Raw genomic sequence first — 15,360 nt, forward strand, 5'->3', positions numbered from 1 at the left:
AGCCCCTGGATCCCCTTCTCGGGGTCTTCGACCCCGCCGGGGATGCCAATCCTCGATTCACCTATTCGCGAACGGTTCTTGAGCGGCTCATCCCAGCGATCCCGACAATCAGAAAGCCCCTATGTCCTATCAAACCCTCGAAATTCGCCACGCCAGCCACCCCGAAACCGTCAAGGGCCTGGATACGCAGGGTCTGCGCCGCGAGTTCCTGATCCCCGATCTGTTCGCCGCCGGCCGCATCAAGCTGGTCTATTCCCATGTCGAGCGCATGATCATCGGCGGTGCCTGCCCTGTTGACGAGCCCCTTGTCTTGCAGACGCCGAAGGAGGTCGGGCAGTCGAGCTTCCTGGCCCGGCGCGAGCTCGGCATCATCAATATAGGCGGTCCGGGGATCGTGCGCGTCGACGGCGAGGCCCATGACATCGGCACGCGCGAAGCCCTCTATGTCGGCATGGGCGCCGGCGAGGTGGTGTTCGAAGCCAGGGACGCCGCCGCGCCGCCGCGCTTCTACCTTCTCTCGGCGCCCGCCCATCGCAGCTATCCGACGCGCCGGATCGACGCCTCGGTCGGGCGGATCCTGCAGCTCGGCGACAAGAGTACCGCGAATGAGCGCAGCATTCACCAGATGCTGATCCCGGGCGCAGTCGAATCCTGCCAACTCGTCTTCGGCATGACCACGCTGGCGCCGGGCTCGGTGTGGAACACCATGCCCTGCCACACCCATGACCGGCGCAACGAGGTCTACCTCTATTTCGATCTCGCGCCCGAGGCGCGCGTCTTCCACTTCATGGGCGAGCCGCAGGAGACCCGCCACCTGGTGGTGGGCGAGGGCGATGCGGTGATCTCGCCGCCCTGGTCGATCCATTCCGGCGTCGGCACCGGCGCCTATACCTTCATCTGGGCCATGGCCGGCGACAACCAGGACTATGCCGACATGGACATGGTCGCGACGGCGGACCTGCGATGAGCAGCGCAACCATGAACCGGATTGCCGCCAATCCCTTCGATCTCACCGGTAAGGTCGCGATGGTGACGGGATCGCGCACGGGGCTCGGGCAGGCCATCGCTATCGCCTTGTCGCAGGCCGGCGCCAGCATCGTCGGGGTCGATCGCGGCCCCGCCGACGAAACCCGCGCGGCGATCGAGGCGCAGGGCGGCGCCTTCCTGCCCGTGACCGCTGATCTTTCCACCACGGCGCCTCTGCCTGCGATCGTCCAGTCGGCGCTCGACCGCTTCGGCGCGCTCAACATCCTGGTCAACAATGCCGGCATCATCCGCCGCGCCGATGCCCTCGACTTCACCGAGGAGGACTGGGACGCGGTCGTCGACGTGAACCTCAAATCGGCCTTCTTCCTGGCCCAGGCGGCCGCACGCGCCATGCTTGCGGGCGGACGCGGCGGCAAGATCATCAACATCGCCTCGATGCTGTCCTTCCAGGGCGGCATCCGCGTCGCCTCCTACACCTCGGCCAAGAGCGGGCTGATGGGGCTGACCAAGCTGCTCGCCTGCGAATGGGCCGCCAGGGGCATCAATGTCAACGCCATCGCCCCCGGCTATATGGCGACCAACAACACCGCGGCGCTGCGCGCCGATGCCGAGCGCAATGGCCAGATCCTGGGGCGTATCCCGGCCGGGCGCTGGGGCGCGCCCGCCGATCTCGGCGGCGCGGCCGTGTTCCTGGCCTCGGACGCCTCCGCCTATGTCCACGGCATCACCATTCCGGTGGATGGCGGCTGGCTGGCGCGCTGACGAGCCGAGAAGGTGGCATTGCGCAGCAATGACGGATGAGGGGTGTCAGCGTCCGCTTTTGCAAAGGTTGCGTTTCTCCCCTCATCCGCCCCTTCGGAGCACCTTCTCCCGCAAGGGGAGAAGGGATTGACCACACAAGAAATCTACAATCTGGGAGGCAGTCCATGAAGATATTGAAGGTCATCGATAAGATTCCCGGCGGGCTGATGCTGGTGCCGCTGCTGCTCGGCGCCCTGTGCAAGACCTTTTCGCCGGGAGCCGGCAGCTATCTGGGTTCGTTCACCAACGGCCTGATCACCGGCACCGTGCCGATCCTCGCCGTCTGGTTCTTCTGCATGGGCGCCACCATCGATCTCAGGGCGACCGGCGTGGTGCTGCGCAAATCCGGCACGCTCCTGGTCACCAAGATCATCGTGGCCTGGGTCGCCACCATGGTCGCGGCGCGGTTCATTCCCGATGGCGGCATCACCTCCGGCCTGTTCGCGGGCCTGTCGGTGCTGGCGATCACCGCCTCGATGGACATGACCAATGGCGGCCTCTACGCCGCAGTGATGCAGCAATACGGTACCAAGGAGGAGGCCGGCGCCTTCGTGCTGATGTCAGTCGAATCAGGCCCTCTGGTCAGCATGCTCATCCTCGGCGCCTCCGGCGTGGCCGTGTTCGAGCCGCGCCTGTTCGTCGGCGCCGTGCTGCCCTTCCTGATCGGCTTCGCCCTCGGCAATCTCGACCGCGACCTGCGCGAGCTGTTCGGGCGCTGCGTGCATCCGCTGATCCCGTTCTTCGGGTTCGCCCTCGGCAACGGCATCGATCTCAAGGTCATCGCGCAGAGCGGCCTTGCCGGCGTGCTACTCGGCCTCGGCGTGATCGTGGTCACCGGCATTCCCCTGATACTGGCCGACAGGTTCATCGGCGGCGGCAACGGCACGGCCGGGCTGGCGGCGTCCAGCACGGCGGGAGCGGCGATCGCCAACCCGACACTGATCGGGGAGATGATTCCGAGCTTCAAGCCGGTGGTGCCGGCGGCAACGGCCCTGGTGGCCACGGCCTGCCTGGTGACGGCGATCCTGGTGCCGATCCTGACGGCGCTGTGGGCAAAGCGGATGGGCAGGGTGCCGGCACCACAACCCGACGGCGTGCCCCGGCACGGCGTCGAGCCGATCTAGCCCGGCTTCCCGCTCCGCCTCAGCCGAGCAGCGCCTCGATGGCCGAGCGCAGCACAGCCGGATCGTCCTCCGGTACCAAGGTGAGACCTGGTCGCGGAGAAAGTCCGCAGGCCGGCGTGGCGATCACGGGCAGGCCGGCCGCCAGGGCGGCGAGGAGCTGGCGCGGCTGGTGCTCGACGACGGCCGGCAGCACCACGCCGGCAAGGGTGGCGGGCATCTCGCCCGGCGCCAGCAGGCGGACGGGCATGTTGCCCCAGAAGCCGAGGCTCTCGCGCGCATGCCCCTTCACGGCGAGCTCGACGGGCAGGCGGTAGAGCGCCTCGCGCAAGGCATAGGCGCCCTTGCGGCCGAGGGCCGAGGCGGGAAACAGCAGGGTGCGGCCGCTCTTTGCCGCCGGGAGCTGCCCGGCGGGGGACCAGTCGAGCAGATGGGTTCTGCCAGGGTCGAGGGTGGCGATCTCCGCATGCGGGCTCAGCAGCCGGTCGGCGGCAGCCAGGGCGGCGCTTTCGGCCGCGACGATCGCCTCCGGCGCGCGGAAATCCGCCAGAGTGGAGCTTTCGGGATGGCGCGCGGCAGCGGCATCGAGCTTTGCCTGCAGCACGGCGAGCGGCAGGCGCTCCATCAGCACTTCGAAGCTGCGGCCCTGCAGGGCGCCCGATAGCCACAGATGCGGCAGCAGGTTCTGTGACACCATGAGATGCGTATGCCGGTGCGACAGTTTCGCGGCATAGGCGGCGGCGAGCCGGGCATCGCCCTGGAGGGCCTTCGCCTGCAGGCTGCCACCCTTGGCGCCTCGCAATGCGAGCGAGCGTCGTAGCGTGGCGATGGTCGCCGTGGTCTCGCTGCCGGCCATGCCTGACGGCCAGCCATAGCGCGCGGCGCCCAGGCGGCGGGAGGGTAGAAAAATGGCATCTTCGCTGCCGGCCCTCTGCTCGAGCAGGGTGGCGAATTCCGGCCAGCAGGCATCGACGAGCCAGGCCGTCGGCACGCCGGCGCGCAGGGCGCGTTCGGGATCGTTGCGATGGCAATCTTGCTGGCCGCATTGCGTGCAATCATGGACTGACGGCCCGGCAGGCGGCGCTTCCACCGGCAGGTCGGTGGCATTGGCGCGGCCATGGCCGCGCAGGACGATCTCCAGCCTGTCCCGGCTCATCGAGGCTTCGATGCGGAAGGCGTGGGGGCTGCGGATGCGGAAGTCGACATAGTTCCAGAACACGGTGGCGTCGCGGCCGAGCTGGGCGCGCGAACCGGGCACCACGCGGCTATGGGCATGGCGTTCGACGATCTCCAGCCCGGCGGCGAGGGCGGCCTCGTAGAGGGCGTTGGAAAGCTGGCACAGGCCGCCGCCCACGCTGGCGATCAGGCAGCCTTCGCGCAGCTCGCGGCCGGGCACGTAGCCCCGGGCCCGGCTGGCCCGGCCGACCTGCTTCCAGAAGCTGAGCACGGCGCCGGCCGGCACTTCGACACCGTCGAGGCCCTTCAAGGCCATGCGCAGATTCTGCACCTTGCCGGCGGTGAGCTCGCGGTCCCTGGTCCCGGCGAGACTGGTCCATAGGGGCGAGCCGGCCCGGCCGAGCACGGGCGCGGCGGCCAGCCGGGCCGAGCGGCCATGGCGGGTCACGGGGGCGGCTGTGAATTTCTCGCGCAGGAAACGCAGGCCCCGCAAGGCCATCGCCTTGGCCTCGAAGGCGAGGTTGTCGGCATAGCTAGGCACGCTGCGTTGGGGGAGGGCGACCATGGCGGGATCCTGGCTCGGCTGAAAACTTGCCGAGACCTTATCGGGTCCTGCTGGGTTCTCCGTGCGCGCTTGCACGAAGCAAGTCTTGTCCCGCAGGGGATATCCGGTTCACACATCCGGGTACTGCCAGTACATGGCGCCGAGAATCCTTGCCCGCCTTCGGGGAAGGCGTCATTTCGTAGAAATGACGGAAGGGGGAGGGTGGCTCCAGCAGGCCAGTAAAGGGCGAGATCGCACCACTCTACCCCACCCGAGCCGGCTTTACCGGCCCACCCTCCCCGAAACCGGGGAGGGATTCCCGAGCCTTATTTGTCTCGGTCGAGATTTGTGAATTCGACACCCGCAAGGGGAGGAGGTTTGTCGCGCCCTTCCTCATAAGCTGCTATCGCGGCCTCTACCCCCGATCGAGCCAGGCGACCTCTTCCGGCGTCAGGGCGATGTCGAAGGCCTCCAGGCTGTCGTCGAGCTCGCCCAGCGTGCGCGGCCCGATCAGCGGTATGGAGGGGAAGGGCTGCGACAGGACATAGGCGAGTGCGACATGGATCGGCCGCTTGCCGAGCCGGCGGGCCAGTTCGACCGCCCGGTCCCGGCGCGCGAAATTGCGCTCGGAATACCAGACCCGGACGAGCTCCTTGTCGTCCTGCTTGTCCCGCCCGGCCCTGTCGGTGAAGAAGCCGCGCCCCTGGCTCGACCAGGCGAAATTGGGGACCTGCCGCGCCGCGAGCCAGGCCTTCCAGTCGTCGTCCGATGCCGAGACGCAGCCCGCCCAGATCACGTCCTGCATCTCGGCAAGGGCGAAATTGTTGGAGAGCGCCCCAGGTCTTTGCTTGCCTGTCCGATCGGCATAGGCGACCGCCTCGTCGAAGCGCTCGCGCGTCCAGTTCGAGCCGCCGAACGGGCCGCGGATGCGGCCTGCCTTGACCTCGGCATCCATGGCATCGACGAACTCGCCGACCGGCACGTCGAGATTGTCGCGATGCATGAAATAGACGTCGATATGGTCGGTCCTCAGCCGTTCGAGCGACTGGGTGAGCTGCTGGCCGATGAATTCGGGACGGCAGAGCGGGGTATGCGCGCCCTTGCCGATCACCACGCTCTCGTTGCGCACGCCCCGCGAGGTCTGCCAGTCGCCGAACAGTTTTTCGGTGATGCCGGCGCCATAGACGAAGGCGGTGTCGAACAGATTGCCGCCCTTCTCGAAGAAAGCATCGAGCAGGATGGCGGCGCTGGAGAAGGTGCGGAAGTCCTCGAAGCCGAGCGCCACGGTGGAGGCGGCCGGCGTGAGGCCGGGAATGGTACGCCGGGGGATCGGCCCGCTGCCGGGCCTGAGCGGCGCGCCCTTGAGCGTCAAGGTGCGCCGTTCAGGCTTCTCGATGCCGTATTCGAGCCCGATCGCCTGGCGCCATTTGTCGAGCACGCGCAGATTGCCCAGGCTGTCGGCCCAGTTCATGCCCGGCCAGGCGAATTCCCGGCGGCCTTCGCGAATGGCCTTGCCGGCGGCGTCGGCCTCGAAGGCATAGAGATGCCGTGTCTCCTCGACCTGCACCGTCTCCGCCGTGCCGTCGGGCCTGACGATGCGGATCTCGCCGGTGCCGCCCTGCACGCCGCCGGCGAACCAGAAATCCTGCACCTCGATGCGGCCCTCGGTGCCGAGGATGCGCAGCACATTATCCTGCTTCAGCGAGATCGAGCAGGAGAGCTCCGCCAGGATGCCGCCTGGGAAGTGCAGCAGGGCCGAGGCCCATTCGTCGACACCGGACAGGCCGAGGTGACCGGCGCCGGAAACACTGTCGGGCTCGAGGAAATCCTTGCCCGAGGCGGCGCCGGCGATCAGCCGCGCCATCGAAACGGGATAGCCGCCGACATCGAGGATGCCGCCACCCGCCAGATCATTGGCATAGAGCCGGTGCTCCGGCTTGAACTCCGGCATGGCGAAACCGAAGCTGGAGCGGATCAGCCTGACTTCGCCGATCACGCCCGACCGGATCAGTTCCACCAGCTTCAGGGTCTGCGGGTGCTGGCGATACATGAAGGCCTCGCCCAGGAAGGTTCCGGCCTTGCGGGCGGCGTGCATCATGGCGTCGGCCTCGAAAGCCGTCAGCCCCAGGGGCTTTTCCACCAGCGCATGCTTGCCGGCTTCGGCCGCCTTGATCGCCCATTGTGCGTGGCCGGGATGGGGCACGGCGATATAGACGGCATCGATTGTGGGATCGGCCAGCAGGGCCTCATAGCCCCGGTGGATGCGGGCGCCGGGGAAGGCTTCGGCAAGGCCCGGCCTGTCGGGATCGCGGGTGCCGATCGCCGCGAGGACGCCGCTTTCGGAATCGCCGAGGCCGGCGACGAAGGCCTTGGCGATGGCGCCGGGGCCGATGATGCCCCAACGGATCTTGTCTTTCTCGGTCATATCAGTCTTTCCAAAGGCTTCAGGAAAAAAGTACTGCGCTCAGCGCAGGCGCTGGCCGTCCTTGGCGAACAGCAGAGCGCGGTGGCGGGGGATGGCGACGGTGAGCTGGCGTTCCTCGGCCCATTGGCGGGAATCGTCGCGCTGGATGATCAGCGGTTCGGCGGAGGCCGTGCCGGCGTAGATATAGGACGTGGCACCCAGATGCTCGGCCATGTCGACCTCGACGGCGAGATCGGCGTCGCCGCTGCCCGCGGGCAGGAAGTGTTCGGGACGGATGCCGATGGTGACCTCGCTGCCTGATGCCGGCGCCGGGCCGGCGAGCGGCACCGCAAGGCGCGCGCCTTTCTGGTTGACCAGTTCGACCGTCACGCTTCCCTTGTCCGCCGTGACGACGCGTCCGGCCAGGAAGTTCATCTTGGGGCTGCCCATGAAGCCGGCGACGAAGCGGTTGGCGGGGTCCTCGTAGAGTTCGAGCGGGCGCCCGACCTGTTCGACATTGCCGCCGCGCAGTACGACGATCTTGTCGGCGAGGGTCATCGCCTCGGTCTGGTCGTGGGTGACGTAGATCATGGTCACGCCGAGCTCCCGATGGAGCCTGGCGATCTCAACCCGCATCTGCACCCGCAATTCGGCGTCGAGGTTGGACAAGGGCTCGTCGAACAGGAACACCTTGGGGTCGCGCACGATCGCCCGGCCGATCGCCACGCGCTGGCGCTGGCCGCCCGAGAGCTGCTTGGGCCGGCGCTGCATGAGATCGGTGATGCGCAGGATTTCGGCGGCGCGCGTCACCCGCCGGTCGGTATCGGCCTTGGGGGTGCCGTTCATCCTGAGGCCGAAAGAGAGGTTCCGTTCCACCGTCATGTGCGGATAGAGGGCGTAGGACTGGAACACCATGGCGATGCCGCGATCGGCGGGCTCGACCTCGTTGACCACCTGGCCGCCGATGCTGATCTGCCCGCCCGAGATGTCCTCGAGTCCGGCGATCATGCGCAGCAAGGTGGATTTGCCACAGCCCGATGGCCCGACGAAGACCACGAATTCGCCGTCGGCGATATCGAGGTCGACGCCGTGGATGATCTCGAAACTGCCGAAGCGCTTGACGACGGAACGGAGCGTGAGGCCTGCCATGTCGCTCTTGTCTCGCTTTCTTGAGATTACTTGACGGCGCCGGCTGCGATACCGGCGATGAAGTGGCGCTGCAGGAGGAGGAAGACGGCCAGCATCGGGGCGGTCAGCAGCACGGCCCCGGCCATGATGCCGCCCCAGCTCACATTGGAGATGCCGATCAGACTGCCCAGCGCCACGGGCGCGGTGAACATCGCCTTGTCGCCGGCGATCAGGAGCGGCCACAGATAATTGTTCCAGCTGGTCAGGAAGAGGATGATGCACAGCGCCGCCAGGGTCGGGCGCGCCAGCGGCAGCGCCACGAACAGGAAGATGCGCCATTCCCTCACCCCTTCCACCCGGGCGGCGTCGAAGAGTTCCGCCGGCATCATGGTGAAGGCCTGGCGCATGAACAGCACGCCCAACGAATTGAACAGGGGCGGCACGATCAGGCCGAACCAGCTATTGGCCATGCCGAGGTCGCGCGCCACCAGGATGAATTGCGGGATGATGACCACGAAGAAGGGCAGGGAGATCGTGCCGAGGATGATGGCGAGCACCACGCCCCGACCGAAGAAGCGATAGCGCGCCAGCGCCCAGCCGGCCATGGCCGTCAACCCGGCCGAGAGCACGGTATAGGCGAGCCCGACGATGACCGAGACGGTCATGGCATGCAGGAAGTTGGTGGTGCGCTGCAGGTTGGCGAGGTTGTCGAGGAAATTGGTGCCGAACCAGAAGGAGAGGTCCGGCGCATAGATGCCGTAGTCGGGCATGGTGGCGAACACGCCCATCATCCACAGCGGAAACAGCCAGACGAGCGACATCGGCACGATGAGGGCGTGCAGGATGACGGCGTTGAACTTTTGGCGACCGGACCTCGTCATTTCGCTTCCCTCGACAGGCGCAGCTGGATGAGCGAGACGATCATCGCCAGGCCGGCAATGGTGTAGGCGATGGCGGAGGCGTAGCCGACATTGCCGGAGAGAAAGGCCTGGCGGTAGAGCAACAGGCCGAGGGTCTCGGTCGCCCCGCCCGGACCGCCATGATTGGTGATCAGATAAGGCTCGGTAAAGAGTTGCATGGTGCCGGAGATCGAAAGGATCACGCTGAAGGTGATCACCGGCTTCAGGAGCGGCAGGGTGATGAAAAAGAACTGGCGCATCTTGGAGACGCGATCGAGCGTGGCTGCCTCATAGACGTCGCCGGGGATGGCCTGCAGGCCGGCGAGAATGATGATGGCGTTGTAGCCGGTCCAGCGCCAGGTCAGGGCGATCATCACCAGCGCCAGCGCGGCCGTCGGGTTGGAGAGCCAGTCGATGGCGGGCAGGCCGGCGGAGGCGAGCAGCTTGTTCACCACGCCGAAATCCTGGGCGAACATCAGGCGGAATACCGCCGAATAGGCAACCTCGCCCACCACGACGGGGGCGAAGAAGGCGAAGCGGAACAGGCCCTTGGCCTTGAGCAAAGGCGAATTGAGGAAGACGGCGATCACGGTGGCGAGGCCGATCATCACCGGCACCTGGATGACCAGGATGATCAGCGTATTCTTCAGGGCGTTGAAGAAGGCGGGATCGGAGATCAGCCGCCCCCAATTGGCCACCGGCCTGAATTGCCAGGGCGACACCCGCGTCTGATGCAGGGATATGACGAAGGAAGAGATGATCGGCCAGATCCAGAAGGCGAGGAAGATCGCCAGATAGGGCGCGAGGAAGCCATAGGCCGCGCGATTGTGCCGTTGCATGGAGGGCTCCGCGGGGGGAGGGGCTGAAGACCGGGGCGGAACGGAATAGGGCGCGGAATGCCTCCCCCACGAAGCTGGGGAGGGAAGTCGCACTTTTCGCGGTGAGGTCACCGCAAAGGCGCCCTACTGCGCCACCGGCAGCCCCGAGGCCGACGAGATCTGGTTGGCGGCATCATCCAGCGCGGCCTTGGCATCGGGGTAGCCGCCGCCCAGGAACTTGGTCTGCACGGTCTTCAGGGCCGCTTCGGCATCGTTGAGGAAGGCGGTGCCGTGGGTGGACTTGATCTTGGGCAGGGTGGCGAGGATGTCGGTCCAGATCGCCTGGTTGCCCCAATAGGGCTGGCCCTGCTTCACATAGGGATCTTCCAGTGCCGAATTCAGCGACGGCACCAGGCCATAGGCCTTGAGCATGGTGACCTGGCCCTCATCGGTGGAAAGGGCGTATTTGACGAAGGCGAAGGCCGCTTCCTTGTTCTTCGAACTGGCGGGGATGGCCAGCGACGAGCCGCCGATATTGGCGGCGCGCGGACCATCCGCCGTCAGGCTGGGCATGCGATAGACCCCCCATTTGCCGGCGAGCTCGGGCGCGTTGGTGCGGATCGTGCCCTCATACCAGCCGCCGAACATGATGGTCGCGACCTTGCCGGCCTTGAGGGCCTGGATCTTGTCGGCCCAGCCGGCCGAGATGATGGTGCCGGCGTCCTTGAGCTGCTTGAGCTTGTCGTAGACGGCGATGCAGGCGGGCGCATTGACCGTGACGGCGCTGGCGTCCGGGGCGAAATAATTGCACCCCTGCTCGTTGCCGACCATGCGGAACCATTCGGTGGTGCCGTCACCGTCGAGATCGGTGGCGCTCATGGTCACGCCGGGATTGGCAGCGGCGATCTTCTTGCCGACGGCGATGAAATCATCCCAGGTCTTGATGCTGGCCGGATCGACGCCGGCCTTCTCGTAGAAGTCACGCCGGTAATACATCACGACCGGGCCCGAATCCCAGGGCATGGCATAGGCGGCATCGCCCTTTTCGAGTTCCGCCCGCTTGAAATCGGCGAACTTGCCGGCCACCTCCGCCGTGTAGCCGAGCGGCTTGAGATCGGCGAAGCAGTCGGGGAACTGGTTCCAATAACTCTCCGCCTTGTAGTTCTCGATCGAGACGACGTCGGGCAGGCCCGCTCCGCCGGCGGCACAGCCGGCCTGGGTCTTGGAGAAGACCTGGGCGTTGCCGAGATCCTCCACCGTGACCTTCACATTGGGGAATTGCTTGTTGAAGCCTTCGATATTGGCTTTCAGCGAGGCGGCGGCGATGTCCCAGCTCCAGACCCGGATTTCCCCCGATTGGGCCAAGGCCGTCGACGCATGAAGGCCCGCGGCAACTGCCAGCGCGGCGCAGCCGATCGTCTTGCGCATTCCATTCCTCCCCTTTTCATTTGCTCTTGTGCGGCGGGAAGCTACTTTAGGCAGGCAGCTCGGTCTGTCTGCGATAAAGGGAAGATGGACTTGCCTGAAAGTAAGATGCAGGAACGCTCCTATTATCAGCCGACGGCCAACAGCGTCGAAAACCTGCCGACCGTACTGCAGACCTTCCACAATACGCCGCGCGTCATGCTCTCGCCCCATTGGCACGCCCAGGTCGAGGTGAACTTCATCGTCCAGGGCTGGGTGCATTACCGCATGGCCGGCTACGAGCTCAGGCTGGCGGCGGGCGACATGGTGCTGTTCTGGGGCGGCCTGCCGCACCAGATGGACGATGCCTCCGACGATGCCATCTATGCCGGGGCGCATCTGCCGCTGGTGCATTTCTTCCGGCTGAGGCTGCCCGAAGAGGTGCCGGCCCGGCTGATGGCCGGCGCGACCCTACTCATCCGCGAGACCGACTCGTCGGATGGCGCCAATTTCGCGCGCTGGAACGGCTATACCCGCTCGGGCGACATGGTGCGCGCCCAGCATGCGGTGAGCGAATTGCTGCTGCGGCTGGAACGGGTGCGCTTCGAGCCCTATGCCCTGTTGCCCAGCCTCGATGCCCATGCCGGCCAGGCCAGTACCGCCGATCCGCAGGCCCTGCGCCATGTGCGCAACCTGTGCGATTTCATCGCCGACAATTTCCTCGACGACATCGACAGCGCCGACATCGCGGCGGCCGCCGGCCTCCATCCCAAATATGCCATGAGCCTGTTCAAGAAATGCACGGGCATGACGCTGAACGACTATGTCAGCCTGCTGCGCCTGTCCTATGCGCAGGCGCGCCTGATCAGCGGTGACGGCAACATCCTGCGCGTGGCGATGGAGTCGGGCTTCGGCTCCCTCTCGGGCTTCAACAAGAGCTTCCGCAGGATCGCAGGCATGTCGCCCTCCGATTTCCGGCGCAGCGGACAGGGCGAGCGCCCCATACTCGCTCCCGTCGAACCGGGAGCGGTGCCTCAGGCGTGACGCTTCCCGCCGAAATTCGTCAATTCGCTTGAAATATTTGCCCTCTGTGGCGAAAAAATCACCTTTTCGTCACGATTGATATGCTACAGATCCACCATCTGAGCGCCGCTTTATTGCCCCGCCGGTTATAGATTTTCACATTTCCGAGTTTTCCATGCCCCGTCCCGTTGCCGGCGCGGCGCTGGAGCCTGCCGTGCGGCGGGAGCCCCAGCCGTCCTTTGCCGAGTTCGTTCTCGTGATTGCCCTGATGATGGGGCTCAGTTCCCTCTCCATCGACAATCTCCTGCCAGCCTTCTCCGCCGTGCGGTCGGAATTCGGCATTGCCGATGCCAACCGCATGCAACTGATCATCACCGCCTATATGGCGGGCTTTGCCATCATGCAGTTGGCCTGGGGACCGATTTCCGATTCCATCGGCCGCCGCAAGGTGCTGATGATCGGCCTGGGCATCTATACCGCCGGCACGCTCCTGGCGATCTTCGCCCCCAGCTATGAGGTGCTGCTGGCCGCCCGGGCCATCCAGGGCCTCGGCGCCGGCTCGGCACGCGTGCTCTCCATCGCCATCGTACGTGACCGCTACGAGGGCCGCGAGATGGCACGGGTGATGTCGCTCACCTTGATGATCTTCATCATCGTGCCGGTGATCGCGCCGGCCACGGGCAGCGCCTTCCTGATGCTGGGCGACTGGCGCACCATCTTCATGAGCATGCTGGGCCTGGTGCTGGTGGTGGTGTTCTGGTTCGGCCTGCGCATGCCTGAGACACTGCATCCCGAATATCGCCGGCCGCTGTCGCTGCCCGCCGTCGCCAGCGGCATGCGCCGGGTGGTGACGACGCGCGCCTCCTTCGCCAACATGCTGGCGATGGGGCTCGCCATGGGCTGCCTGATGACCTATCTCGGCTCGTCCCAGCAGATCTTCGAGACCGACATCTACAAGCTCGGCCCGCTCTTCCCGCTGGCCTTCGCGCTGATCGCCATCTGCATGGGCCTGGCCTCCTTCGCCAATTCGCGTCTGGTGAGGCGGCTCGGCATGCACCGGCTGTCGCGTTTCGGCATGGTCGGCTTCTGGTTGATGGCGATGGTGCTGCTCGGCCTGGCCGTGCTGTTCCAGGGCCGGCCGCCGCTGATCTATTTCGGCATCGTCATGGGCGTGGCGCACTTCCTGCTCAGCCTGACCATGCCGAATTTCAACGCGCTGGCGATGGAACCGGTGGGCGATATCGCCGGTACCGCTTCCTCCTTCATCGGCTGCGTCACCACGCTGATGGGCGCGGTGATCGGCGCGGTGATCGGCGAAGCCTATGACGGCACCATCTTCCCGCTTGCCTGCGGCTATCTCGGCCTTTCCAGCCTGTGCATGCTCGTGCTGGTGTGGTCGAGCGAACGCGAGGCGGCGGTTCCCGACCCGGCAGCGACCCCAGCGATTGTGGCGGCGGAGTGAAGAAAGCGGGAGGCTCTAACCTCCCGCTCACCTTTTTACGCTACACTGGCCGCATGAACGCTTCTCCACCCGTCCTCGTCGCTGCCTCCGACCTTGCCGCCGCCAAGGTGCAATGGCTTACCTATCTCGCCGTCGAGCGGCGCATGAGCCCCAAGACGGTGGAAGCCTATGACCGCGACGTCACCACCTTCCTGCGTTTCCTGACCGGCCATTTCGGTGAGCCGCCGGGATTGGATGACATCGCCTCGCTTGCCCCCCGCGATGTCAGGGCCTTCCTGGCTGCGCGCCGGGCCGATGGGCTGAAGCCCCGCTCGCTGATGCGGGCGCTCGCGGCGACACGCGCTTTCGCCCGTTTCCTCGAACGTCAGGGCCATGGTGCCAGTGCGGCGCTGTCGGCCGTGCGCGGGCCCAAGCTGCCGCAGAGCCTGCCCAAGCCGCTCGCCCCGGAGGTCGCCCGCAAGGTGGCTTCCGCCGATACCCGCCTGGGCGAGGCGCGCGAACCCTGGATCCTGGCCCGCGACGCCGCCGTACTGGCGCTGTGCTACGGGGCTGGCCTGCGCATTTCCGAAGCGCTTGGCCTTACGCGCAAGGATGCGCCGGTCAGCGGGCGAGACAGTCTCACCGTCACGGGCAAGGGCAACAAGATGCGTTCGGTGCCGGTGATCGCGCCGGTCGCGCGGGCGGTGGAGGATTATCTGAAAATCCTGCCCTATCCCGGCGGGCCGGACGATCCGCTCTTCGTCGGTGCGCGGGGCGGCCCGTTGTCGCCGCGCATCATCCAATATGCCATGCAGCATCTGCGCGGTGCGCTCGGTCTGCCGGACAGCGCCACGCCCCATGCGCTGCGGCATTCCTTCGCCACCCATCTGCTCGGGCGCGGAGGGGACCTGCGTTCCATCCAGGAACTGCTCGGCCATGCCAGCCTGTCGACCACGCAGATCTACACCAAGGTCGATGCGACCGAATTGATGAGGGTCTACCAGTCGGCGCATCCCAGAGCAAAGCGCGTTCAGGCATGAACGCGTCTTTGCGATTCTTGGCGATTCCGCCAAATCGCAAAATGCTATGGAGCGCGAACTTGAGCTGCTCCGGGTGCACGGGCATCCTGCCCGTTCTTCCTGTCCTTGATCAGGTCGGTTTCAAGAACGGGCGGGATGCCCGCGCACCCGGAAATAGTCTGCTTACAGCGCCGCTTCGACCATGATCTCGACGTCGAGGCCGGGGCCGGCGAGCTTGGCTTCCACCGTGGCGCGGGCCGGGGCCTGGCCAGCGACCACCCAGGCGTCCCAGGCCTCGTTCATCTCGGCCCAGGTGCCGATGTCGGTGAGCCAGATATTGGCCTTGATCACCTTGGTCTTGTCGGTGCCGGCCTGCTTCAGGGTCTCATCGATCTGGGCGAGAATGTCGGCGGTCTGCTCCTTGACCGACTTGCCGACCGTGGTCTCGGCGACATAGCCGGACAGGTGGATCTTGTCGCCGTGGATGACGGCATCGCTCATACGGTTGCCGGCGCCGATACGCTTCAGGGTCATGTCAGTCTCCAGGTTTGGTTGGGGTGGCGTTGTCCGGGGCCCTGATGCGTCGGCATCTTCG

Annotated in this window: 13 protein-coding genes; 6 read left to right on the forward strand and 7 right to left on the reverse strand. The window is 66.2% G+C overall.

What is annotated here, in order from left to right:
- Positions 1 to 121 precede the first annotated feature (121 nt).
- The 3 genes from kduI to kdgT all read left to right on the forward strand — a co-directional run bounded on the left by kduI (position 122) and on the right by kdgT (position 2,912).
- The gene (gene kduI, locus U1R88_RS12975) at positions 122 to 967 is read left to right on the forward strand and encodes a 5-dehydro-4-deoxy-D-glucuronate isomerase (RefSeq protein WP_322431593.1); all 846 of its coding nucleotides are present in this window, start codon (positions 122 to 124) and stop codon (positions 965 to 967) included.
- On the forward strand, positions 964 to 1,749 hold the full coding sequence (gene kduD, locus U1R88_RS12980) for a 2-dehydro-3-deoxy-D-gluconate 5-dehydrogenase KduD (protein ID WP_425545420.1): 786 nt from the start codon (positions 964 to 966) through the stop codon (positions 1,747 to 1,749). Before kduI ends, kduD begins: the two co-directional genes overlap by 4 nt.
- Positions 1,750 to 1,913: 164 nt before the next feature.
- Positions 1,914 to 2,912 carry a 2-keto-3-deoxygluconate transporter gene (gene kdgT / locus U1R88_RS12985; protein WP_322431594.1) on the forward strand — a complete coding sequence of 333 codons (999 nt, stop codon included), beginning with the start codon at positions 1,914 to 1,916 and terminating at the stop codon, positions 2,910 to 2,912.
- 19 nt (positions 2,913 to 2,931) lie between these two features.
- Here kdgT and U1R88_RS12990 read toward each other — a convergent pair whose 3' ends face one another.
- From U1R88_RS12990 to U1R88_RS13015, 6 genes are all read right to left on the reverse strand, one after another.
- Positions 2,932 to 4,650, reverse strand: coding sequence for a VanW family protein (locus U1R88_RS12990; RefSeq protein WP_322431595.1), 1,719 nt, complete (start codon positions 4,648 to 4,650; stop codon positions 2,932 to 2,934).
- A gap of 394 nt (positions 4,651 to 5,044) precedes the next feature.
- A complete protein-coding gene (locus U1R88_RS12995) occupies positions 5,045 to 7,054 on the reverse strand; it encodes an aldo/keto reductase (RefSeq protein ID WP_322431596.1) in 2,010 nt (669 codons plus the stop codon).
- 39 nt (positions 7,055 to 7,093) lie between these two features.
- Positions 7,094 to 8,182 carry an ABC transporter ATP-binding protein gene (locus tag U1R88_RS13000; protein WP_322431597.1) on the reverse strand — a complete coding sequence of 363 codons (1,089 nt, stop codon included), beginning with the start codon at positions 8,180 to 8,182 and terminating at the stop codon, positions 7,094 to 7,096.
- A gap of 26 nt (positions 8,183 to 8,208) precedes the next feature.
- Complete coding sequence (locus U1R88_RS13005; RefSeq protein WP_068292889.1) at positions 8,209 to 9,042, reverse strand: carbohydrate ABC transporter permease; 834 nt, start codon at positions 9,040 to 9,042, stop codon at positions 8,209 to 8,211.
- Positions 9,039 to 9,899, reverse strand: a complete 861-nt coding sequence (locus U1R88_RS13010; RefSeq protein WP_322431598.1) for a carbohydrate ABC transporter permease — start codon at positions 9,897 to 9,899, stop codon at positions 9,039 to 9,041. Before U1R88_RS13010 ends, U1R88_RS13005 begins: the two co-directional genes overlap by 4 nt.
- 123 nt (positions 9,900 to 10,022) lie before the next feature.
- Positions 10,023 to 11,306 (reverse strand): ABC transporter substrate-binding protein, encoded by a 1,284-nt coding sequence (locus U1R88_RS13015; protein ID WP_322431599.1) that lies wholly within the window; start codon positions 11,304 to 11,306, stop codon positions 10,023 to 10,025.
- Positions 11,307 to 11,390: 84 nt separating this feature from the next.
- Between U1R88_RS13015 and U1R88_RS13020 the strand changes: the two genes are divergently transcribed.
- The 3 genes from U1R88_RS13020 to U1R88_RS13030 all read left to right on the forward strand — a co-directional run bounded on the left by U1R88_RS13020 (position 11,391) and on the right by U1R88_RS13030 (position 14,786).
- Entirely contained in the window at positions 11,391 to 12,326 is a 936-nt protein-coding gene (locus U1R88_RS13020) for a helix-turn-helix domain-containing protein (protein WP_322431600.1), read from the forward strand.
- A 154-nt stretch (positions 12,327 to 12,480) separates the two neighbouring features.
- Entirely contained in the window at positions 12,481 to 13,767 is a 1,287-nt protein-coding gene (locus tag U1R88_RS13025; protein WP_322431601.1) for a multidrug effflux MFS transporter, read from the forward strand.
- 53 nt (positions 13,768 to 13,820) lie between these two features.
- Positions 13,821 to 14,786, forward strand: coding sequence for a tyrosine recombinase XerC (locus U1R88_RS13030; protein ID WP_322431602.1), 966 nt, complete (start codon positions 13,821 to 13,823; stop codon positions 14,784 to 14,786).
- A gap of 162 nt (positions 14,787 to 14,948) precedes the next feature.
- Here U1R88_RS13030 and U1R88_RS13035 read toward each other — a convergent pair whose 3' ends face one another.
- On the reverse strand, positions 14,949 to 15,299 hold the full coding sequence (locus U1R88_RS13035) for a RidA family protein (RefSeq protein WP_068292912.1): 351 nt from the start codon (positions 15,297 to 15,299) through the stop codon (positions 14,949 to 14,951).
- Positions 15,300 to 15,360 lie beyond the last annotated feature (61 nt).

It is taken from the genome of Labrys sedimenti, from assembly GCF_034424805.1.
In the GTDB taxonomy this organism is placed as follows: Bacteria; Pseudomonadota; Alphaproteobacteria; order Rhizobiales; family Labraceae; genus Labrys; species Labrys sedimenti.